The sequence below is a fragment of the Emticicia sp. CRIBPO genome, assembly GCF_009905725.1.
GTDB lineage: Bacteria > Bacteroidota > Bacteroidia > Cytophagales > Spirosomataceae > Leadbetterella.
In genome coordinates, this window is the sequence record NZ_JAAAKV010000002.1 from 194,932 (window position 1) to 216,157 (window position 21,226).

General features: G+C 42.9%; 19 protein-coding genes. 7 read left to right on the top strand and 12 right to left on the bottom strand.

The window, feature by feature from the left end; all coding sequences use genetic code 11:
* Positions 1 to 20: 20 nt before the first annotated feature.
* The gene (lpdA, locus tag GVN16_RS04745; RefSeq protein ID WP_166562703.1) at positions 21 to 1,412 is read right to left on the bottom strand and encodes a dihydrolipoyl dehydrogenase; all 1,392 of its coding nucleotides are present in this window, start codon (positions 1,410 to 1,412) and stop codon (positions 21 to 23) included.
* A 256-nt stretch (positions 1,413 to 1,668) separates the two neighbouring features.
* On the opposite strand from lpdA, the gene GVN16_RS04750 reads away from it, so the two are divergent.
* Both GVN16_RS04750 and GVN16_RS04755 read left to right on the top strand, forming a co-directional pair.
* Positions 1,669 to 2,406: a phenylalanine 4-monooxygenase gene (locus GVN16_RS04750; RefSeq protein WP_166562704.1), complete on the top strand. Its 738-nt coding sequence runs from the start codon at positions 1,669 to 1,671 to the stop codon at positions 2,404 to 2,406.
* Between the two features lie 85 nt (positions 2,407 to 2,491).
* Positions 2,492 to 4,759, top strand: coding sequence for a GH92 family glycosyl hydrolase (locus GVN16_RS04755; RefSeq protein ID WP_166562705.1), 2,268 nt, complete (start codon positions 2,492 to 2,494; stop codon positions 4,757 to 4,759).
* A gap of 72 nt (positions 4,760 to 4,831) precedes the next feature.
* Here the strand turns inward: GVN16_RS04755 and GVN16_RS04760 are convergent, their stop codons facing one another.
* Positions 4,832 to 5,311 (bottom strand): GAF domain-containing protein, encoded by a 480-nt coding sequence (locus GVN16_RS04760; RefSeq protein ID WP_166562706.1) that lies wholly within the window; start codon positions 5,309 to 5,311, stop codon positions 4,832 to 4,834.
* 105 nt (positions 5,312 to 5,416) lie between these two features.
* Here GVN16_RS04760 and GVN16_RS04765 point away from each other — a divergent pair, with 105 nt between their 5' ends.
* On the top strand, positions 5,417 to 6,352 hold the full coding sequence (locus GVN16_RS04765) for a carbohydrate kinase family protein (protein WP_166562707.1): 936 nt from the start codon (positions 5,417 to 5,419) through the stop codon (positions 6,350 to 6,352).
* A 109-nt stretch (positions 6,353 to 6,461) separates the two neighbouring features.
* Positions 6,462 to 7,406: an N-acetylornithine carbamoyltransferase gene (locus GVN16_RS04770; RefSeq protein WP_166562708.1), complete on the top strand. Its 945-nt coding sequence runs from the start codon at positions 6,462 to 6,464 to the stop codon at positions 7,404 to 7,406.
* A gap of 81 nt (positions 7,407 to 7,487) precedes the next feature.
* Here the strand turns inward: GVN16_RS04770 and GVN16_RS04775 are convergent, their stop codons facing one another.
* The 4 genes from GVN16_RS04775 to GVN16_RS04790 all read right to left on the bottom strand — a co-directional run bounded on the left by GVN16_RS04775 (position 7,488) and on the right by GVN16_RS04790 (position 13,572).
* On the bottom strand, positions 7,488 to 10,940 hold the full coding sequence (locus GVN16_RS04775; RefSeq protein WP_166562709.1) for a pyruvate carboxylase: 3,453 nt from the start codon (positions 10,938 to 10,940) through the stop codon (positions 7,488 to 7,490).
* 220 nt (positions 10,941 to 11,160) lie between these two features.
* Positions 11,161 to 11,808 (bottom strand): NeuD/PglB/VioB family sugar acetyltransferase, encoded by a 648-nt coding sequence (locus GVN16_RS04780; RefSeq protein WP_166562710.1) that lies wholly within the window; start codon positions 11,806 to 11,808, stop codon positions 11,161 to 11,163.
* A 2-nt stretch (positions 11,809 to 11,810) separates the two neighbouring features.
* A complete protein-coding gene (locus GVN16_RS04785) occupies positions 11,811 to 12,710 on the bottom strand; it encodes a hypothetical protein (protein WP_166562711.1) in 900 nt (299 codons plus the stop codon).
* A 1-nt stretch (position 12,711) separates the two neighbouring features.
* Positions 12,712 to 13,572: a DUF58 domain-containing protein gene (locus GVN16_RS04790; RefSeq protein WP_166562712.1), complete on the bottom strand. Its 861-nt coding sequence runs from the start codon at positions 13,570 to 13,572 to the stop codon at positions 12,712 to 12,714.
* A 150-nt stretch (positions 13,573 to 13,722) separates the two neighbouring features.
* On the opposite strand from GVN16_RS04790, the gene GVN16_RS04795 reads away from it, so the two are divergent.
* The 3 genes from GVN16_RS04795 (at position 13,723) to GVN16_RS04805 (ending at position 15,941) form a co-directional block, all read left to right on the top strand.
* Positions 13,723 to 14,040 carry a DUF4296 domain-containing protein gene (locus GVN16_RS04795; protein WP_255490222.1) on the top strand — a complete coding sequence of 106 codons (318 nt, stop codon included), beginning with the start codon at positions 13,723 to 13,725 and terminating at the stop codon, positions 14,038 to 14,040.
* Between the two features lie 6 nt (positions 14,041 to 14,046).
* Positions 14,047 to 14,775, top strand: coding sequence for a polyprenol monophosphomannose synthase (locus GVN16_RS04800; protein WP_166562714.1), 729 nt, complete (start codon positions 14,047 to 14,049; stop codon positions 14,773 to 14,775).
* Between the two features lie 77 nt (positions 14,776 to 14,852).
* A complete protein-coding gene (locus GVN16_RS04805; protein WP_166562715.1) occupies positions 14,853 to 15,941 on the top strand; it encodes a Gfo/Idh/MocA family protein in 1,089 nt (362 codons plus the stop codon).
* A gap of 107 nt (positions 15,942 to 16,048) precedes the next feature.
* Here the strand turns inward: GVN16_RS04805 and GVN16_RS04810 are convergent, their stop codons facing one another.
* The 6 genes from GVN16_RS04810 to GVN16_RS04835 form a co-directional block, all read right to left on the bottom strand.
* Entirely contained in the window at positions 16,049 to 17,503 is a 1,455-nt protein-coding gene (locus tag GVN16_RS04810; protein WP_166562716.1) for an alpha-L-fucosidase, read from the bottom strand.
* 370 nt (positions 17,504 to 17,873) lie between these two features.
* Positions 17,874 to 18,422, bottom strand: coding sequence for an ATP synthase F1 subunit delta (atpH, locus tag GVN16_RS04815; protein WP_229244056.1), 549 nt, complete (start codon positions 18,420 to 18,422; stop codon positions 17,874 to 17,876).
* 41 nt (positions 18,423 to 18,463) lie between these two features.
* Complete coding sequence (gene atpF, locus GVN16_RS04820) at positions 18,464 to 18,958, bottom strand: F0F1 ATP synthase subunit B (protein ID WP_166562717.1); 495 nt, start codon at positions 18,956 to 18,958, stop codon at positions 18,464 to 18,466.
* 95 nt (positions 18,959 to 19,053) lie between these two features.
* Positions 19,054 to 19,317 carry a F0F1 ATP synthase subunit C gene (gene atpE, locus GVN16_RS04825; protein ID WP_166562718.1) on the bottom strand — a complete coding sequence of 88 codons (264 nt, stop codon included), beginning with the start codon at positions 19,315 to 19,317 and terminating at the stop codon, positions 19,054 to 19,056.
* 77 nt (positions 19,318 to 19,394) lie between these two features.
* The gene (atpB, locus tag GVN16_RS04830; protein ID WP_166562719.1) at positions 19,395 to 20,444 is read right to left on the bottom strand and encodes a F0F1 ATP synthase subunit A; all 1,050 of its coding nucleotides are present in this window, start codon (positions 20,442 to 20,444) and stop codon (positions 19,395 to 19,397) included.
* 398 nt (positions 20,445 to 20,842) lie between these two features.
* Entirely contained in the window at positions 20,843 to 21,046 is a 204-nt protein-coding gene (locus GVN16_RS04835; protein ID WP_166562720.1) for an AtpZ/AtpI family protein, read from the bottom strand.
* Between the last annotated feature and the right edge of the window lie 180 nt (positions 21,047 to 21,226).

The following is a 21,226-nucleotide window of genomic DNA, read 5'->3' on the forward strand; positions in this document are numbered from 1 at the left end:
AAGTATTAAATGTCAGCCTGTTATAAGTGAATCACCTCACCATAAGCCGCCGCTGCTGCTTCCATAATGGCTTCAGACATGGTCGGGTGGGGATGCACAGATTTTACGATTTCCATTCCGGTTGTTTCCAGGTTTCTGGCCACCACAACTTCAGCGATCATCTCCGTTACGTTTGATCCGATCATGTGACAACCTAACCACTCTCCGTATTTTGCATCAAAGATAACTTTCACGAAACCTTCAGGAACTCCGCCAGCTTTGGCTTTTCCGGATGCTGAGAACGGGAATTTACCTACCTTGATTTCATATCCGGCTTCTTTGGCTGCTTTTTCAGTATATCCTACTGAAGCAATTTCAGGTGAGCAGTAAGTACAGCCAGGAATGTTCTGATAGTTCAAAGGACGCGGATGGTGTCCTGCGATTTTCTCCACGCAGATGATACCCTCAGCAGAAGCTACGTGAGCCAAAGCTTGTCCCGGAACCACGTCACCGATGGCATAATAACCCGGCATGTTGGTTTCGTACCACTCATTTACCAGGATTTTACCCCTGTCAGTCGCAATACCCACATCTTCCAGACCGATGTTCTCGATATTGGCAGCCACTCCGGCAGCAGATAATACGATATCAGATTCGATGGTAATTTCGCCTGTCGGCGTTTTAACGGTCGACACACAACCTTTACCGCTGATATCTACTTTCTCTACACTCGAGTTGGTATAAATTTCGATTCCGAATTTCTTGTACTGTTTAGCCAGTTCTTTTGAAACATCTTCATCTTCCACAGGGACGATGTTCGGCAAAAACTCAACGATGGTTACCTTGGTACCCATGCTTGCATAAACATAGGCAAATTCCACTCCAATCGCTCCTGAACCAATGACAACCAATGACTTAGGCTGTTTTTCAAGGCTCATGGCTTTACGGTATTCTATTACCTTTTCTCCGTCGATCGGCACATTCGGCAACTGGCGGGCTCTGGCTCCGGTAGCAATGATAATGTATTTACCTTCCACCACCGAAGTTTTACCATCGGCAGCAGTTACTTCTACTTTTTTGCCGGGTTTCACTTTTCCGTACCCTTCGATGACATCGATTTTGTTTTTCTTCATCAAAAACGTTACTCCTTTGCTCATTCCGTCGGCTACTCCGCGTGAACGCTGGATAACAGCTCCGAAATCAGCTTCGGCACCCTGAACGTTAATTCCGTAATCTTTGGCGTGTTGAATATATTGAAAAACCTGGGCAGACTTCAATAATGCTTTCGTCGGGATACAACCCCAGTTCAAACAAATACCTCCCAAATTTTCTTTCTCAATTACCGCTACTTTTAATCCAAGTTGTGAAGCCCTGATTGCGGTTACGTAGCCACCAGGACCACTTCCGAGAATAACAACATCATATTGTGCCATATCAAAATAAGTTTTACTTGAAAAAATCTGGTGCAAAACTAGTCAATTTTTAGTAATTATTTAAATCCCGTATAAATTAATAGCCCCTGCCGTACAATATCAACCACGAAAAATACCGGATCAAAAATCAACCTTAAATCAGAATATTTTTATCACATTTTTTCTTTGAAAAATGAAACATTTATTTAATTTTGCCATATAATTGTCATAACAATATTTATTATAACAATTATATCATTGATTAAATTCTAAGGCGATGACACAATCCTATGATACTTACACCAGCCATGACCATGCGGTATGGAAGACGCTTTTCGACCGTCAGGTTGATCAGTTGAAAACCCTTGCCTGCAAAAGTTACCTGGAGGGTTTAAAGAGAATCGGGTTTAAGTCTGAAACTATTCCGGATTTTGAAAAAGAAACTTCCCCGGTTCTCAAAGCAAGTACGGGCTGGCAGGTGGTGGTGGTCAAAGGCCTGGTATCTGAAGCAGAATTTTTCCAGCTCATGTCCCGGAAACTCTTTCCTTCATCCCGCTGGCTTCGCCGCATGGACCAGCTTGATTACCTGGAAGAACCTGACATGTTTCATGATACTTTCGGGCATTTACCTTTGCTGACCAATGCCGATTTCTGCAGCTTTCTCTTAAAATTAAGTGATATAGCATTAATATATATTGAAAGTCCTGAAGCCATAGAACTTGTCAAAAGGTTGTACTGGTTCACGGTAGAATTCGGCCTGATCAAAGAAGACCATCAGATCAAAGCCTACGGTGGCGGATTGATTTCTTCTATCGGTGAATGTGACTATGCTATCCACAGCCATTTGCCGGAAAGAATTGATTTTAACCTGTTTAAGATCCTCGACACCCCTGTCAAAATAGATGAATACCAGAAACAATATTTTGTCATTGATTCTTTTGAGCAATTGTTTCAGTCGCTCGGAGACTTTGAGTCCATCTTATCCGAAAGAACAGGCGTCGGGGCCCTCAATTAATCAGGACTCAAAGAACTGGCGTTTCAAAGTTATTTGATATTTTTGTGCGTTTCAATCTTACGAACTGTACAAAAACACTCTTCAAATGTTCAAAAAATATTTTTTACTGGCAGCAATAGTACTTCCTCTCTATGCCTCGTCTCAAAGCACCCATCCTGTCGATTACGTCAACACCCTCATGGGTACGGCTTCCAAGCACAGTTTATCTACAGGCAATACCTATCCGGCGATAGCCCTGCCCTGGGGAATGAACTTCTGGATGCCTCAAACCGGCAAAATGGGTGACGGCTGGGCTTACACTTATGATGCAGACAAAATCAGGGGCTTCAAACAAACCCATCAACCCAGCCCGTGGATCAATGATTACGGTCAGTTTGTGATCATGCCGATAACCGGCAAGGCCCGTTTTAAAGAAGACGAAAGATCAAGCTGGTTTTCGCATAAATCTGAAACTGCCAAGCCTCATTATTACAGTGTTTACCTGGCAGACCATGACGTGACCACGGAAATCACTCCAACAGAAAGAGCCGCAGCCATGCGGATCACTTTCCCGCAAACAGATGATTCTTATGTGGTGATTGATGCCCTCGACAAAGGGTCCTACATCAAAGTGATCCCGGGTGAAAACAAAATCATAGGCTACACCACCAAAAACAGCGGCGGTGTTCCGGCCAATTTCAAAAACTATTTTGTTATCCAGTTTGATAAAAAATTCAAGACTACCCAGATCTGGGACGGAAAAGGCCTGACCGGCAAAATATCTGAATTATCAGACAACCACGTGGGTGCCCTGGTAGGATTCAGCACCAAAAAAGGAGAAAAAGTAAACATCAGGGTGGCTTCTTCATTCATCAGCTTTGAACAGGCTGAACTGAATCTTAAAGAACTCGGCAACGACAATTTCGACACAGTCAAAAACAAAGCTGAAAAAATCTGGAACGAGAACCTTAACAGGGTAAAAGCCGAAGGTGGCAGTATTGACCAAACCCGTACTTTTTATTCCTGTTTATACAGGACCATGTTGTTTCCAAGGAAGTTCTATGAAATCAACAAAGAGGGCAAAGTGGTTCACTACAGTCCTTACAACGGCGAAGTCTTACCGGGTTATATGTTTACCGACAACGGTTTCTGGGATACTTTCAGAGCGGTTTTCCCTTTCTTCAACCTGATGTATCCTTCGCTGAATGCCGAAATCATGGAAGGCCTGGCCAATGCCTATAAAGAAAGCGGCTTTTTGCCGGAGTGGGCCAGCCCGGGACACAGGGACTGTATGATCGGATCCAATTCCGCTTCACTGATTGCCGATGCCTACCTGAAAAGAACCAAAGATTTTGACATTACCACCCTTTATGAAGCACTGCTTAAAAACAGTGAGAATGAAGGCCCGCTGAGCTCAGTCGGCAGAAAGGGAGTGAAATATTACAATGAGCTGGGTTATGTGCCTTATGATGTTAAAATCAACGAAAACGCCGCCAGAACCCTGGAATATGCCTACAATGATTTCTGTTTATACCAACTAGCTACTGCTTTAAAGCGTCCGCAGGCAGAGATTGACCGTTTTGCCAGACGCTCCCAGAACTACAGGAACCTGTTTGACCCTTCTACCAAACTGATGAGAGGCAAAAACCAGGACGGCACTTTCCAGTCTCCGTTTAATCCATTCAAATGGGGCGATGCCTTTACAGAAGGAAACAGCTGGCACTATACCTGGAGTGTTTTTCATGACATCAAAGGCTTGTCAGGTTTAATGGGTGGTCCAAAAGGATTTGTCAGTATGCTGGACTCTGTATTTGTCGTTCCGCCGGTTTTTGATGATTCTTATTACGGTTTTGTGATCCACGAAATCAAAGAAATGCAGATCATGAACATGGGTAACTATGCCCACGGAAATCAGCCGATCCAACACATGATTTACCTGTACAACTATGCAGGCGAGCCATGGAAAGCCCAATACTGGTTAAGAGAAGTAATGAACAGGATGTACAGCCCGACTCCGGACGGCTATTGCGGCGATGAAGACAACGGACAGACCTCCGCCTGGTATGTTTTCTCTGCGATGGGTTTTTATCCGGTAACACCAGGTACAGATCAATATGTTCTGGGATCTCCCCTGTTTAAGAAAGTGACCCTAAGCCTCGAAAACGGCAAGAAAGTCACCATCAATGCCTCGAACACGAGCGACAAAAATAAGTATATCAGGGACCTGAAAATCAATGGTGCGGTGTCTACCAAAAACTGGCTGAGCCACCAGAACCTGATGAAAGGAGCAGTGATTGACTTTAACATGTCACTTGTACCTGTTAAGACCAGGGGCGTTAAAGAAGCGGATTATCCTTATTCATTTTCGAAGTAAAGAAAAAAAGCACTTTTGCAGAACAAAAAAAGAGAGACCTTGACGGGTCTCTCTTTTTGCTATAATTGTACATTACTTAGACAACAACCCAACCACCTTCTCCAGCCACTCTGCATCCACTTCAGAGAAATCGTTCAGGGTGTCGCTGTCCACATCCAGCACAGCAATGATATTCTGATCTGTATCGAAAACCGGAACAACAATTTCAGATTTTGAAGCCGATGAGCAGGCAATGTGGCCCGGGAAAGCCTCCACGTCGGGTACGATGACCGTTGCTCCTGTGGTATAGCAATGTCCGCACACACCCCTGTTAAAATTAATCCTCGTACAGGCAATGGGCCCCTGAAACGGCCCGAGCACTAACTGATCCTCCTTAACAACATAAAACCCTACCCAAAAGAAACCAAAAGCTTCTTTTAAAGCTGCAGCCACGTTGGCCATGTTGGCTATCCTATCCTTCTCTCCATCCAGAAGAGACCGGACCTGAGGCAATATGGCTTCATAAATTTCCTTTCTTTCACTCGTCTGAGGCACCCACAAAGTTTCTGACATGTTGATAATTTTGAAGTAATTTGAAAACAGGATTCAAAAATAGTTATAAATTTGATGTCTCTGAATCCTGCCTTATAAATTACCGGATACTTTAACCTTAAAAGCATGAACGACCGCAAATATGCCCTCCTCGCCGTAGGAGAGCTCCTCGCAGATTTTATCGGCACGGAAATCACCGAAAACATAGGAACAACAAATATATTTGAACGTTTCCAGGGCGGAAGTCCCGCCAACCTGGCCTACAATATGTCCAGGCTGGGAGCAAAAACTGCGGTTGTAAGTTGTGTCGGGAATGACAACCTGGGAAAATTCCTCGTCAGTGAAGTTTCCAAATCAGGCCTTGAAACCCGCCATATCATTTTTTCAGACGAAGTACCCAGCAGCCTGGTATTGGTTTCGCGGACTACAGGCACCCCGGACTTTATACCTTACCGGATGGCAGACAGGATGCTTTATCCGCACCATATTCCTGACGAATTGTTAAGCCAGTCAGCCATTTTTCATACGACCTGCTGGCCGCTGAGTATGCAACCATCACAAAATACCGTTCTGGATGCGGCAGCAAGGGCTAAAAAAGCCGGATGCCTTCTGAGTGCCGACTTAAATTATGCAGAAAAAGTGTGGCCTGACAGAGCCGAGGCCCATAAGGTGATCAAACAATATTTATCCTACGGGGCTATCATCAAACTGAGTGAAGATGATGCAGAAAGGTTTTATGGAGAAAAGGTGAGCACTGACCGGATTTTTGAAGATTTTCACGATTGGGGAGCCACATTGGTTTGCCTCACGCTGGGCTCAAAAGGCAGCCTGGTTTCTGCTTCCGGAGGCGAAACACCTGTCAGAACACCGGCTAAGCCGCTTCAGGTAGTCGACGCCACCGGTGCGGGCGATTCCTATTGGTCGGGTTTCCTGATGGCTTATATTGATCATCAAAACCTGGAAACCTGTGCTGTGGCCGGAGCCAATATGGCCGCCATCAAATTATGCACCCTTGGGCCGGTTAAAGATGCTGTGGACAAAAAACTGCTTTATGTTAAATAATCTTTATTGTTTGAGGGGCAATTCCAAATATTTGTTTGAATAAATATGATTTACCCCTACATTTGTTCGGTTTTTAGGTACTCTTTTTATTCGTCTATTTCAATTTGTAATGAAACACTTTATTTCACCGGATGACATTTCGGATGTGCAGGAATTAATCAGGGAGGGGTTAGCTCAAAAAGAAAATCCATTCAAAGATCAGCAACTCGGCCATCAGAAAACCATAGGACTTCTGTTTTTTAATTCCAGCCTCAGAACAAGACTGAGCACACAAAAAGCCGCCTCAAACCTCGGAATGAACGTCATGGTCATGAATGTAGGTTCCGATTCGTGGCAACTTGAAATGGAAGACGGGGTGATCATGGACGCGGGAAAAGCCGAGCACATCAAAGAAGCTGCCGCCGTCATCGGACAATATTGCGATATTATCGGCGTAAGGGCTTTTGCCGAACTGAAAGACCGGGAATACGACTACCGTGAGGTGGTGATGGAGAAATTCAGACAATATGCTGGAGTGCCCATCGTAAATCTTGAATCAGCTACCAGGCACCCTTGCCAGTCGCTTGCTGACCTTATCACTATAGAAGAACTCAAGACCAAAGCCAGACCAAAAGTCGTTCTGACCTGGGCACCTCATTTTAAACCGCTTCCCCAGGCCGTAGCCAATTCATTTGCCGAATGGGTCAATCTCACAGACTATGAATTTGTGATCGCGAATCCCGAAGGCTATGACCTGTCAAAAGATTTCGTCAAAAATGCCACTATAGTACATAACCAGGAAGAGGCCTTCGCCGGGGCTGATTTTATTTATGCCAAAAACTGGTCTTCTTATGAACAATACGGCCAGGTGCTTACCCAGGACCCTGCATGGAAAATTACCACTGAAAAAATGGCGTTGACCGACAATGGTAAGTTTATGCACTGCCTTCCGGTCAGAAGAGGCCTGAAAGTCGACGATGCTGTGCTGGACAGCCCGGCTTCTGTCGTGATTCAGCAGGCAGGCAACCGCGTCTGGTCTGTACAGGCTGCTCTGAAAAAGATATTGGAAGGCTGAGATCAGCCACTGAATTGATATTAAAAGATAAAGCCCTTCCGAAATTTCCGAAAGGGCTTTACTGTTTTATAGAGGTAAAAATTATTTCTTCTCCACTTCGATGACAAAGTCATCCTGTTCTACAACTACTCCTTCCTGAAGCACTATTGCCACCACGGTTCCTTCAAAAGGTGCAGCCACAATCGATTCCATTTTCATGGCTTCTATCACAAAAAGAGGCGTATTTTTAGTGATAATGTCTCCCTTCTTAACCAGGATTCTCGAAATCCTTCCCTGAAGCGGTGCACCGATCTCTGAGTCTTTGCTTACTTTCTGATTTCTCGGACGGGTCACCTGCTGTGATTTATCCCTCACCTTGATCTTCCTGGTCTGACCATTCAGCTCAAAACTCACAATCCTGTTACCTTCCTCATCAGGATCGGTCTGGAACAAATAACGAACCAGGATCGTCTTTCCTTCATCAATATGGATCAGGATTTCTTCGTTTGAGTTCAATCCGTACCAGAAAGCTTTGGTCGGGATGATGCTTACATCGCCGTATTCTTCCCTGGCGTTATAGAAATCCTCATATACTTTCGGATACATTTTATAGCTCAGGTAATCCAGGAAGCCCTCGTTATTCGGGAACTGCTTGTCAAAAGCGGTAAAATCAGCATCAAAATCAATTGGTTCCAGATGAGCGTTCGGTCTTTCGGTATAAGCCTTCTCTCCTTTCAGAATGATCTGCTGAAGCTCTTTCGGCAGCCCACCATAAGGCTGACCCAGGTCTCCTCTGAAAAATCCTTTAACAGACTCAGGAAACGACAAGGCCTCTCCTCTTTTGAATACATCTTCTGCATCGAGGTTATTCGAAGTCATAAACAAAGCCATGTCACCCACTACTTTCGACGAAGGCGTTACTTTGACGATGTCTCCGAACATATCATTCACTACACGGTAATTATGCTTCAGTTCTTCAAATTTATCGCTCAATCCAAGAGAAATCGCCTGAGGCTTCAGGTTGGAATATTGTCCGCCCGGAATCTCATGATCATACACCTCAGCTGTTCCGGCTTTCAATCCTGATTCAAAAGGATAATATATTTCCCTGACATCCTCCCAATAGTTCGAGTAGGCGTTCAGTTTTTCAAGATTCATTTCCCCTGCCCTTTCATGTCCCTGCATCATAGCCACCACAGAGTTGAAGTTAGGCTGTGAAGTAAGACCTGACAGGCCACCCAACGCACAGTCTACCACATCCACTCCGGCTTCGATCGCCTTCAGATAAGTAGAAGATTGTATCGAAGAAGTATCATGGGTATGCAGGTGGATCGGAAGATCAACGGCTTTCTTCAGTTCTCTGACCAGTTGTTCAGCCGAATACGGCTTAAGCAAACCGGCCATGTCTTTGATCGCAATCATGTGAGCTCCCGCATCTTCCAGCTGACGTGCCATGTCAATGTAATACTGAAGGGTATATTTCTGCTGCTTAGGATCAAGCATTTCGCCTGTATAGCAAATGGCTGCCTCAGCAATAGCGTTTGTTCTTTCTTTGACGGCCTTGATACTCACTTTCATGGCATCCACCCAGTTGAGTGAGTCGAAAATCCTGAAAACATCAATACCGTTTTCCCACGATTTTTCTACAAATTTCTCAATCAGGTTATCCGGATAGGCTGAATAACCCACGGCATTGGAACCCCTGAACAGCATCTGAAGCAGCATATTCGGCATCGCTTCTCTGAAACTCTGCAGTCTTTTCCACGGACTTTCAGTAAGAAAACGCATCGCCACATCAAAAGTAGCCCCACCCCATACTTCCATAGAAAACAACTGCGGGAAGTCTTTGGCAAAACCTTCCGCCACAGCCATCATGTCCTTGGTTCTGACACGGGTAGCCAGTAATGACTGGTGTCCGTCTCTGAAGGTAGTATCGGTATAAAGGATCTGCTTTTCGTTTTTAACCCACTGGGCAAACTTATCAGGCCCCAGTTCAGTAAGCAGCTGTTTTCTGCCTTTAGGGTATTCCTGGAAAACATCAAAAGCGGGCACTTTCGGTGTTCTGAAGTTTTTCTCTTTATTACCTCCGACATCCGGATTACCGTTCACAATCACGTCACCAAGGTATTTCATGGCACGGGTTGACCTGTCTTTGGCTACTTTCAATCTCAAAAGTTCAGGGTGGCTCTCAATAAAAGAAACCCTGGCTTTTCCCTGTGCAAATTCAGGGTGATTGATCACATTGACCAGAAACGAAATATTACTTTTCACCCCCCTGATCCTGAACTCAATCAAAGCCCGTGACAAACGCTCACAAGCTCCTTTCAAAGTCCGGCCTCTTGAGGTTACTTTAACGATCATCGAGTCAAAGTAGGGTGAGATTTTCATACCCGGATACGCAGAACCTTCATCCAGACGGATCCCGAAACCTGCGGCGTTACGATAAGCAATCATCGTTCCGAAATCAGGTTTGAACCCATTTGAAGGATCTTCCGTCGTGATACGGCACTGGATGGCGTACCCTCTCAAAGGCACTTCATCCTGGTTATTGATATAAATACCGTTATCAGACAATTTATAACCCATCGCTATCAAAAGCTGGGTTCTTACAATGTCAATACCTGTTACTTCTTCTGTGATGGTATGCTCAACCTGGATCCTCGGGTTAACCTCAATGAAGAACACATTCTCCTGACGATCTACCAGGAACTCAACGGTTCCGGCATTGGAGTAGCTCACTTCATTACCTATTCTGAGGGCATACTCATACAATTTCTGCCTGGTAGATTGCTGCAGCCCGAAAGAAGGAGCTACCTCAACCACTTTCTGGAAACGGCGTTGTACGGAGCAATCACGCTCATACAAGTGAACCAGGTTTCCGTGGGTATCACCCAAAAGCTGCACTTCAAGGTGCTTGGGCTCTTCCACAAATTTCTCAAGGAATATGGTATCATTACCAAATGCATTTTTAGCCTCGTTCTTCGCTTCTGAAAACGCCTTCTGGAAATCATCTTCAGTTCTGACCACTCTCATACCTCTTCCTCCACCGCCGGCCACAGCCTTGATCATGATCGGGAATCCGATTTCCTTTGCCTTCTCCAGGGCAAATTCATAACTGGTCAGTTCGCCTCTGAAATCAGGAATCATCGGAACACCCGCTTTTAAAGCGAGGTTTTTTGCGGCTACTTTATCTCCCAGTGCATCCATGGCCTCAGGGGTAGGTCCAACGAAAATGATGCCTTCTTCACGGCAGCGACGGGCCAGGGTTACGTTCTCAGAAAGGAAACCATAACCAGGATGTATGGCATCAACCTTTTTGATTTTAGCCAAAAGGATAATACCCTCAACATCCAGATAAGGCTTAAGCGGATCTTCGTCTTTTCCTATCTGGTAAGCTTCATCTGCCTTGTAGCGGTGCAGTGAATAACGGTCTTCGTAAGTATACACAGCGACAGTGGTAATACCCAGTTCTGTGGCTGCCCGCATGATACGGATGGCGATTTCACCCCGATTGGCTACTAATAGTCTTTTTATTGGTTTGATGTACTCCTTCATTTACTTAAAATTAATGAATGAATTTTGGGAAAAAGGTTAAGAAAACGCCTGAAAAGGGCCTCACGAAAAACCCTCCAAGTTATAAAGAATATAAAAGTAGTTTTATCAAATTGTAAAATAATATTTTGTATTTCTTAGAATAATTAAATTTTAGTTCGGAAAATCAAAATTATTACCCAATTAATAAAAAAAACTTATTTAGCAATGATACCCCATTAAATCAATCTTTCTTCGCCTTGATGGCCACAGCAGGATTCCCGAAAACCGTTTCTCCGTCACCTACATTTTCTATGACCACAGAACCAGCCCCGATTCTGACATTTTTCCCTACTTTTATGCCTGAAACGATCACCGCTCCCGATCCTACAAAAACCCCTTCCCCGATTTTCACTTCTGTATTGATAATTGCACCCGCTCCGATCTCCGAGAAATCCCCGATTTCGGCAAAGGCATCGACAATGGCCCCCGCATGGACTACCGTGTGGCTTTTGATTTTAGCTCCCGGTCCGATAAAAGTTCTGGCAGCAATAAGGTTGCCGTGACCGATTTCCGAGTCTTCAGCCACCGAGGCTTTCGGGTGCACAGCATTAACCGGCATGGTCTTTCTCCGCTCATTCAGCATTTCTACCAGCTTCTGTTTTTTACGCTTATGATCTATCGCCACAAAAGCCTCAGTCTTATTGCCTATGATCTTCAGAAAACCATCATCATCAGGACTTCCCAACACCATCACATCACTGATTTCTGTGTTATGAAGCTCTTTATTTTCATCCAGGAAACCATACACCAGCACATTATTACTATTAAAAATATCCAGAGCTATCTTCCCTAATGTACCTGCTCCAAAAATTACGACCGGATTTTCCATTACTATTTGTTTAATTTTTCTTTAAAAATACTTCTTTGCTTTTTGAATATATCCGAGGCCACATCAAACATGATGTGGAATGCAAACGGAATCTGTGTGGAAATCACCCCGCCGTAAATCGCCGAATCAACTTCTTTCAAAGCATCTTCAAGTCTTTCGTTGGGCATTTGTTTTAATATCTCCTGTGTGGTCAGGGAGGTAAACGGCTTTTGTTCCAGCCACTCAATATGTTTTTTCCAGGATATGACGGCCTGGCTGATTCCTGCCACATCTGCCGGATTCCTGGTAGATTTTTTAAAACTCACGACAAACTCTCTGTGCTTACGGTTAAAAAGCCAGAGACGGTACTGAATTGAAATAAAATTACCGAAAAGAAAGAGAAACCCTCCGGCGATCAGCAGCACAATCAGGAGGTAATATAAAATCTTCGGATAATCAATATCTTCATTGACTTCTGAGTAGCGGAGATTGGCCCTCAGGTTTTCATTTTCAAGGTCTTTGTCTTTTACCATTTCCTTAAAAAACACAGAATCAGCTTCGCCGAAAAGTTTCAGGCTGTCACCGTCACCCAGGATATAAACCGGCAGCCGGAGCCGCTGAATACTGTCAATCTCATAGGATACCAGGGAATACACCACACTATCGAGACTTTTCCCTCCCTGGGTTTTGGTCGTAATGAAGGTTTCGCTGACAAACCTGAACGGCGAAAAATCATACGTTGAGTCCGGGAAAAAAACGTCCTGGGAAGGATGGTGCAGGTAGCTCAGAGAAAAATTGATGGGCTTACCCACACTCAGGCTGTCCTGCAGAAAAACACCTTTCGGTTTTTGAGCATAGGCCGTCAGCCCTGTTATGAAAAACAAGGCTGTCAATATCCGGCATGTCAATTCCCGTTTTTTCATATTATTTTCTGACCCTGAACAACTGGATTAAACTGGCTACATAATCTTCGCCCGATTCGATGGCAAGATAATTGGCATTATGTTGTTTGCAAAGCTTCTCCAGGCGACTTTGATTGTTATCAAAGACTTCCTTCATTTCTCTTTTGAAAAACCTGGAAGAAGTATTGAGCCAGACCGTTTGCTTGGATTCTTTGTCATACACCGGGATGATCCCCAGGTTAGGCAACTTGATTTCCCGTTTGTCAAAGATATGCAACACCACCAGGTCATGTTTTCTGGCCAGGGCTTTCAGGTTGTGCTCATAATCCGTATCCAGGAAATCAGAAATCAAAATGATCACGCTTTTTCTTTTAAGCATGTTCAGGGTAAAGTAAATCGCGTTGGAAAGACTTGTTTTAACTGAAACGGGCGTCAACCTGAAGAGTTTCATAATAAACTCGTAGGCATGCTTCATCCCGTTTTCGGGCTTGATATACAATTCCTTCTGATCTGAAAAACAATATAAGCCAACGTGACTCGACTCTTTGATGGCTGATAAAGCCAGCACTCCGCAGATTTCTTTGGCTGTATCGATTTTCAGCTTCCCGGCTTTCCCGATGTCCTGAGAACCGCTCACATCCAGCATAAAAAACACCGTCTGCTCTTTCTCTTCCTTAAAAATCTTCACATAAGCCCCGTGTCCTTTGGCCGTTGTGATCCAGTCGATCGCCCTCACATCATCTCCATACTGATAGGTACGAAGATCGCTGAACTCCAGTCCTGTCCCCTTAAAAACAGAGCTGAAATTCCCTCTCATCTGGGAATTAACCGCCTTCCGGATCTTGATTTCGTACTTATTTAATTTCGATATAATATCCCTCACAACTGTGTTTTTCGTTTGACCGAATTAAGGTTTTTTAATAACAATAATAGAAAAACTATTCATTTTTCGCGTACATTTGTGCAATAATCTTAGTCCTTTAAGAAAAAACACAAATTGAAAATTCGAGGCTTAAAATTACTAATTATTTCTTTGTTTCTGGTCAGTTGTGGTAAAAGTCCTCAGAACTCTTCCAAACAGATTGACAAAAAAACCATGGCTAATATCATCGCGGAACTTCAGATCGTCGAGGCGAAGGTCAGCAGGTTAAATTTCCAGGGCGTTGATTCAGCCAAAGTCGCCTTCAATCATTATCAGGAAAAGATTTTCAAAAAGTACAAGATTGATTCTGTCACCTACGGCAATAACTACCGGTATTATTCTGAAAAGCCTGCCCTGTTTATAGAGGTTTATGACGATGTAGTTAAAATACTAGAAAGCAAAAGGGATACCGTCAAAACCAAAAAATAACGATCAATGGACAATCTGGTTATCATACCTACCTACAATGAAATAGAAAACATAGAAGCCATTATCCGCAAAGTTTTGAGCCTTCAGGAGCCTTTTCATGTCCTGATCGTAGACGACGGCTCACCCGACGGTACAGGATCAAAAGTAAAAGAACTTCAGGAAGAATTTAAAGGACAACTGTTCATAGAAGAACGGGAAGGCAAACTGGGCCTGGGTACCGCCTATATTCATGGATTCAACTGGGCCCTGGAGCGTAATTACAATTACATCTACGAAATGGATGCCGATTTTTCCCACAACCCTGAGGATCTCGTTCGCTTATACCATGCCTGTAAACATGACGGTTACGAGGTAGCCATCGGTTCAAGATATATCAAAGGGGTCAATGTCGTCAACTGGCCTATGGGCCGGGTGCTGATGTCTTATTTTGCCGGTGTATATGTCAGATTCATTACGCGTATGCCCATCATGGATCCTACAGGAGGTTTCATCTGTTATTCGAAACATGTGCTTCAGACCATCCCGCTTTCCAAGATCGCTTTTGTAGGCTATGCCTTTCAGATCGAAATGAAATTCAATGCTTTTCTATATAAATTCAGGATCATAGAGGTACCTATTATTTTCACAGACCGTACCAAAGGAGTCTCCAAAATGTCTTCCAAGATATTCAGGGAAGCCATTTTCGGTGTTATTATCATGAAAATCTGGAGCTTTTTTAAAGATTTCAAAAGATAATATTATTCAGAAACCACTCCTTTTGACTTCAGGATATTTATTCGTAATTTCAGGAATTATTTATTCAACTGAAAACTATGAATACTGAAAGAAGAAATTTTCTTAAGACAGCGGGATTACTGGCCACTTCAGCCGTTTTTTCTCCCAACACCCTTTTACATGCCACCAAAGCCCCGAAAACCAAACTGGGTGTGGCCCTCGTTGGGCTTGGCTATTACAGTACCGACCTGATCGCCCCGTCACTGCTCAAAACGGAGCATTGCGAGCTCAAAGGTATCGTAACCGGCACCCCTTCAAAAATTGAAACCTGGCAAAAGAAATACGGCCTAAAGGATTCCAATATCTATAATTATCAGAATTACGATAAAATAGCTGATAACCCCGAAATCGATGTCATTTATGTCATCCTTCCGCCTTCCATGCACAGGGAGTATACCGTAAGAGGAGCCAATACCGGCAAACATATCTGGTGTGAAAAACCAATGGCCCCTTCTGTGAAAGATTGCCAGGCGATGATCGAAGCCTGCGAGAAAAACAAGGTAAAGCTGGCCATCGGATATCGTTGCCAGCACGACCCGAACATCCAGGAAGTAATGAAAGTAGCGAAAGAAAGACCTTTCGGGAAGGTAAAACTGATTAACTCGGCCGCCGGGTATTTTGATGCCCGAACCAACCACTGGAAACAAAACAAAGCCTTGGGTGGCGGTGTGATGGGTGATATGGGCGTTTATGCCCTGCAGGGAGCAAGACTGGCCGCCGGCGAAGAACCTATCAGTGTGCTGGCAAGGGCTTCTACCACAAGACCGGACATTTATCATGAAGTAGAAGAAACCATGATGTTTGAGCTCGAATTTCCGGGTGGGGCATTGGCTGCCTGCCAGTCCAGTTTCGGTATCAACATGAACCATCTCCAGGTCAACTATGAAAAAGGATGGTTAAAAATGGAACCTCAATCCGGCTATGGCAACAATAAAGGAAGTATATCAAACGGCACGATCATCAATTATCCGCTGGCAAGCCAGCAGCCGAAGCAAATGGATGAAGATGCCCTGTCTATCCTCAACAACAAGCCCATGCTGGTGCCTGGTGAAGAAGGATTAAGAGACATCAAAGTAGTGGAAGCCATCTATAAATCGGCCAGAACCAATTCACTGGTTAAAATCTGATCTATAATAAAGGGAGGCTCTGAAAACCAGACCTCCCTTTATTGAATTATTTATAGCTATTTTACCTTCAAAAATACCCCTTTTTCCTTTCATCCTTTTCTCCTCATCTAAAACAAAGCAATCTCAGACAAGACCGGACAGGCTTTCGAATCAAGTATTTTGATTCTCACGGATTCCGTTTCAACAGAATCTATTTTCACAATCCTTTTGTACCCGATCGTTGTTTCCCTGGCGACCTCCTTCCAGGACCCGCCTTGTTGCACTTCAACAGAAAAAGATTTAATACGCTGACCAAGTCTGATGTATTCCTGCAATGTAACATAACTGATCTTACGGACAGATGGTAAAGTAATCACCAGTTCAGCTCTTTTTACATCATCCGGTGCCGCCCAGTAAGTTCCTGTCTTACCATCGGTCAGATTACCGGCCTTAAAGGCTTTATTCTTGCCTCTTACAGCATTGGCGTACACTTTTGAACCCTTTGCCAGGTTGACTTTAAATGCCTCGTCCATGAGCTTCTTCCAGCCCTGTAATGAAGCCACATCATTTTCATGAATCAAGCCTCTCCTGTCCGGCGGAATATTCAGTAACAAATTCGATCCGCGACCTACCGATGACAGGTAGATTTCAAAAAGTTTCTCAGGAGATTTTACTTTGGCGTCTTCTTCCGCATGATAAAACCATCCCGGGCGGATCGAAACATCGACTTCAGCCGGTATCCAGTTTTTACCGTTCTCATGCCCGGTGTTCAGCAGATTTTCTATTCCTGCTTTTCCGGCGTACAGTGTATCGCTTGTAATATTATTCCAGTTGGTTCTTCCGGCTACACCCCTTTCATTACCTACCCACCTGATATCCGGACCGGCATCGCTGAAAAAGATGATTTTAGGTTCAATATCCCTTACAATTTCGAGGGTCCTGGGCCAGTCATAGTAGGTAGCTCCCCTGATACTTCTTTTCTCACGCTTTCCTCCATAGTATCCGTCTCCTCCATTAGCACCGTCAAACCACATTTCAAAAACAGGGCCGTAAGCCGTAAAGAGTTCTTTTAACTGGTTTCTGTAATATTCCACATAAGCCGGTTTACCATAGTCAGGATGGTTACGGTCCCATGGAGATAAATATATCCCGAATTTCAATCCATATTTTTTACAGGCCTGCGACACTTCTTTGACCAGGTCCCCGTTCCCGTTTTTATAGGGACTTGCCTTAATGCTGTGTTCTGTAAATTTACTTGGCCACAATGTAAAACCATCGTGGTGCTTACAGGTCAGAATCACAGCCTTTAAACCCGCGTCTTTAATCACTTTCACCCATTGATCGGCGTCCAGAGCCGTAGGATTAAATATCGAAGGGTTCTCATCTCCATAACCCCATTCTTTGCCGGTAAAAGTATTGGTGGTAAAATGAATAAAAGCATATTGCTCCATTTCATGCCAGGCGATTTGTTTTTCGGTTGGAACAGGCAAGATAGCCGCCGGTGCACTGGTCTTTGTTGTCTTACAGGCATTTAAAAACAGTAAAAAACAAAGGGATGAAATAAAAATGAAAGGTTTCATCATGATAAAATCCGGAGTTTAAGGTGAATAATGAGTCGGCAAATTAAACAGAATAAATGATTTCTGGCACAATCGGAGAAGGGAAAGAGGAAGAAGCCAGCCCGGCGTGACCTTCAGAGCCAGGCCCAGGTAACGGCGTCGGACGGAGAGAAAGAATCGTGCGGCTAACTCTTACTACACGGAAGGCTTACGGGGCTATTGAAATGCTTTTACGGATATACAAAAGAAGAAGAATATAATCCACGCAAATTCATTCAGCCATTCAAAACCCACTCATTCAAAATTACAAAAAAACAGGATGGGCTAAAAAAGAAAAAACCTCCGAAACTACGGAGGCATTTCTCAACTTTATAGCCATGAAAACTAATATTTTTTAATTTAACGAAAGTTTTAATTCATTTATTCTTTTTCTCACTGATGTATCAATTTGCTTGTCACCAACTTTCAAAAGATACCCTCCGATTAAGTTCTCGTCAATTTTTTCTTCTAATTCAACTTTTTTATCAATCGCATCTGAAACCAATTTTACAAATGCATCTTTCTGTTCTTTTGTCAATTCACTGACAGTAGTCACAGAAACTTTCTGAATACCCTTCTGTTCATTATAAATATTATGAAACTCCTTGGCAATCGAATAGATCAGTTTTTCTCTGTTCTTTTTAGTTAAGACGTGAAAAATTGAATAAGTCACATTATTTACACGATTTTCGAAAATATTTTTCAATATTCCTAATTTTTTATCATGTCTTACAATAGGATTACCCATAACCGTCAAAAAAGCACGGTTTTCCTCACACACTTTTACAAAAAAAGCCATGTCTTCATTAACCTCGTTAACTACTCCCCTTTCGTTTGCCAGGTCAATCAAGGCCTTGGCATATCGGTACGCAACAATTGAATCTGACATAATTATATTCATCATGCCGGATAACCTGGGTTGTCCGGCTTATAAGTAATTTTAAATTAGTTAAGTTTAGCGTCTGACATTAATTCAGAAACCAGAGACTGTTGAGATTTTTTATCTGAAAGCTCTTTACGCAAAACTTTCTCTGCGATTTCGATAGACAATACAGCCACATCACTTTTAACCTGTGCAATCATCGCCGCACGCTCCTGCTTCAATGCCTCACGCGAATCGTTAAGGATTTTAGCACTTTCTGAAGATGCTTTATCTTTAGCTTCTACGAGCATTCTGTCAGCAGCTTCTTTGGCTTCTTTGATGATCTTATCACGTTCTATTCTGGCTTCAGCGATCAATTTCTCATTGTCAGCTTTCAGTTTAGCCATTTCGGCACGTGTTTCTTCGGCCATTCTTAAAGCAGAGTCAATCTCTCCTTCACGCTCTTGTAAAGCCCCGATGATTCCTTTCCAGGCATATTTTTTAAGAATAAGAAACAAACTTAAAAAGACTACGATTTGCCAAAGTAATAAACCAGGACTTGGTAACAGTAATTCCATTATTTTAGATGTATATTATGAATTTGATCAATTTTAAAAACTGAAAAACCGCTCCGACACCTAATGTGAACGGAGCGTTTTTTTTCTGTAAGATCTTAGTACAACAACAAGATCAATAAACCTACAACAACACCGAAAAGTGCAACGGCCTCGATAAGGGCTGCAATAATCAACATCATTGTCTGGATTTTTCCTGCTGCTTCTGGTTGACGGGCAACACCTTCCATGGCACTACCACCAATTTTACCGATACCGATACCAGCACCAATTGCTGCTAAACCTGCACCAATACCACCGCCCATTACGGCCCAACCTTTACCTTCCGCTACAGCTTGAAGAATAATGTTTAAAATAGACATATCTATTAAATTTGTACCCTTATCCCCACATAAAGGTGTAATTTATATCGTCCGCCCCTGGGGGAGGGAGGTTTGTATTAATGTCCGTGATCTGCTTCGTGGTGTTCTTCAATGGCACTACCGATGTACATTGAAGTCAGCAAAGTAAATATAAACGCCTGGATAAAGGCAACCATGATTTCGATTCCACTCATAAACAAAGTAAAAACACCCACACCGGCACCGATAACGAAGCTCTTGAAAACAAAGATCAGTCCCAATAAACTCAGGATAATGATGTGACCACCCGTGATGTTGGCGAATAACCGGATACACAATGAAGCAGGCTTCATCAGGACACCGATAAATTCAATGATCCAGAATAAAGGATACATCACCGGTGGTACTCCTGTCGGAGCCACAAGGTGTAACCAGTAATGTTTGTTGGCACTGAAGTGTACAATGATGAATGTCAGGAATGCCAGCACGAGAGTAACGGTAATGTTACCCGTAAGGTTGGCAGCACCCGGTAACAGACCCATCAGGTTATTGACCAGGATAAAAAAGAACAATGTAAGTAAGTAAGGAAGGTATCTCTGGTACTTGGGACCGACGTTCGGCTTAACTACCTCATCTTTGATAAATACAATAACCGGCTCAAAGAAAGACTGGATACCTTTCGGTGCTTTTCCTTTGTTCGTAGTGTAGCCTTTCGCCACAGCAAAGAAAATCGAAAGAAGAATAACGGTGCTCAGTAATAACGAAGCTACGTTTTTAGTGATCGACAAATCCCACACTTTGGTATGGTGATCCACTTCACCGGCTTCATTTACTTTATAAATATGATGATGATCAAGCTTGAAGCCATTGTAAACACCTTTATTTTCGTCAAATCTTGCAGAAGAGAAAACAGCCAGTTTACCTTCAGAAATCAAAATTACCGGAAGAGGTAGTTTAAGGCTATGTGTAAATTCCCATCCATGTTCATCGGTGATGTGGTGCATGATCATCTCACCCATGTTAAATTTCTCCTCAACGTGCTCTTCTGTCTTGGCACCATGATTTTCATGAGATTCATCGTGCTGAGAATAAGCCGTGAAAATAGAAAGTACTGATAATGAAAGGATAAGTAAAATATGTTTGAACATGTTCTTTAAAATTGTAATGCGTATAAATTGTCCTCTTCTTTAAAAACGCCGCAATTTACGATATAAATTTGAAATTTCAAAGATTGTAAAACATAAATAAAGTGCAAAAAAATTACCTACGAAAAGAAACGGCTTTTCAACCTTAAAATAAAGTTCCAGGGCGATAAAAACGATGGTGAGCACAAACCGGATTATGACGGTAGAAAGATAAAATTCAATAAATTTTTCCCGATTATTCTTCATTCCCTGCTCTGTCAACAAATTAAACAAATAATCTATGGCCACAAAAAAGGCCAGAATTATCCATTTCTGAGGATGCAAAATTTTAGAAAACCCAGCAACTTCAGCTAAGAAAAATACAATTATAAGTATTAGCGGTAAAATTATCTTTTTTATCATTATTGTTTCGGCAATTGCCTGATCACATTATAAATACTTGCAAAAATAAACAACAGGGAAAATAAAATTGTGAACAACGGAAAATCCCACCCGGTTTTTTTGTCAATCCAGATTCCCAGCCAGATTCCCAAACCGATGGTAAAAAGCATCTGGAATCCTATCTGGGTATATTTTAATCCATTGTTTTTCTGATTATCTTCCATCTCCTTTGGCATTTTTACGGCAAATGAGACCGTTAAATAAATATTTCGGAACTCCTCAAAATACCTGCATAGAACTTTTCGGTGTGTCGTCTTTTAATTTAAGAGCAAAATTAGCTCATTTAGTTGGATTAAATCTAGGTCACCGGAAATGATTAATTTTTGCTCCGCAAAATCAGAAAA

What these genes read in the sequence shown, in the direction of transcription:
- GVN16_RS04780 (WP_166562710.1), bottom strand. Translation starts at nt 11,808, where the DNA reads ATGGAAAATCCGGTCGTAATTTTTGGAGCAGGTACATTAGGGAAGATA.
- atpH (WP_229244056.1), bottom strand. Translation starts at nt 18,422, where the DNA reads ATGATGAATATAATTATGTCAGATTCAATTGTTGCGTACCGATATGCC.
- GVN16_RS04760 (WP_166562706.1), bottom strand. Translation starts at nt 5,311, where the DNA reads ATGTCAGAAACTTTGTGGGTGCCTCAGACGAGTGAAAGAAAGGAAATT.
- GVN16_RS04800 (WP_166562714.1), top strand. Translation starts at nt 14,047, where the DNA reads ATGGACAATCTGGTTATCATACCTACCTACAATGAAATAGAAAACATA.
- atpF (WP_166562717.1), bottom strand. Translation starts at nt 18,958, where the DNA reads ATGGAATTACTGTTACCAAGTCCTGGTTTATTACTTTGGCAAATCGTA.
- GVN16_RS04755 (WP_166562705.1), top strand. Translation starts at nt 2,492, where the DNA reads ATGTTCAAAAAATATTTTTTACTGGCAGCAATAGTACTTCCTCTCTAT.
- GVN16_RS04805 (WP_166562715.1), top strand. Translation starts at nt 14,853, where the DNA reads ATGAATACTGAAAGAAGAAATTTTCTTAAGACAGCGGGATTACTGGCC.
- GVN16_RS04835 (WP_166562720.1), bottom strand. Translation starts at nt 21,046, where the DNA reads ATGGAAGATAATCAGAAAAACAATGGATTAAAATATACCCAGATAGGA.
- GVN16_RS04770 (WP_166562708.1), top strand. Translation starts at nt 6,462, where the DNA reads ATGAAACACTTTATTTCACCGGATGACATTTCGGATGTGCAGGAATTA.
- GVN16_RS04765 (WP_166562707.1), top strand. Translation starts at nt 5,417, where the DNA reads ATGAACGACCGCAAATATGCCCTCCTCGCCGTAGGAGAGCTCCTCGCA.
- GVN16_RS04810 (WP_166562716.1), bottom strand. Translation starts at nt 17,503, where the DNA reads ATGATGAAACCTTTCATTTTTATTTCATCCCTTTGTTTTTTACTGTTT.
- GVN16_RS04775 (WP_166562709.1), bottom strand. Translation starts at nt 10,940, where the DNA reads ATGAAGGAGTACATCAAACCAATAAAAAGACTATTAGTAGCCAATCGG.
- GVN16_RS04750 (WP_166562704.1), top strand. Translation starts at nt 1,669, where the DNA reads ATGACACAATCCTATGATACTTACACCAGCCATGACCATGCGGTATGG.
- GVN16_RS04785 (WP_166562711.1), bottom strand. Translation starts at nt 12,710, where the DNA reads ATGAAAAAACGGGAATTGACATGCCGGATATTGACAGCCTTGTTTTTC.
- atpB (WP_166562719.1), bottom strand. Translation starts at nt 20,444, where the DNA reads ATGTTCAAACATATTTTACTTATCCTTTCATTATCAGTACTTTCTATT.
- lpdA (WP_166562703.1), bottom strand. Translation starts at nt 1,412, where the DNA reads ATGGCACAATATGATGTTGTTATTCTCGGAAGTGGTCCTGGTGGCTAC.
- atpE (WP_166562718.1), bottom strand. Translation starts at nt 19,317, where the DNA reads ATGTCTATTTTAAACATTATTCTTCAAGCTGTAGCGGAAGGTAAAGGT.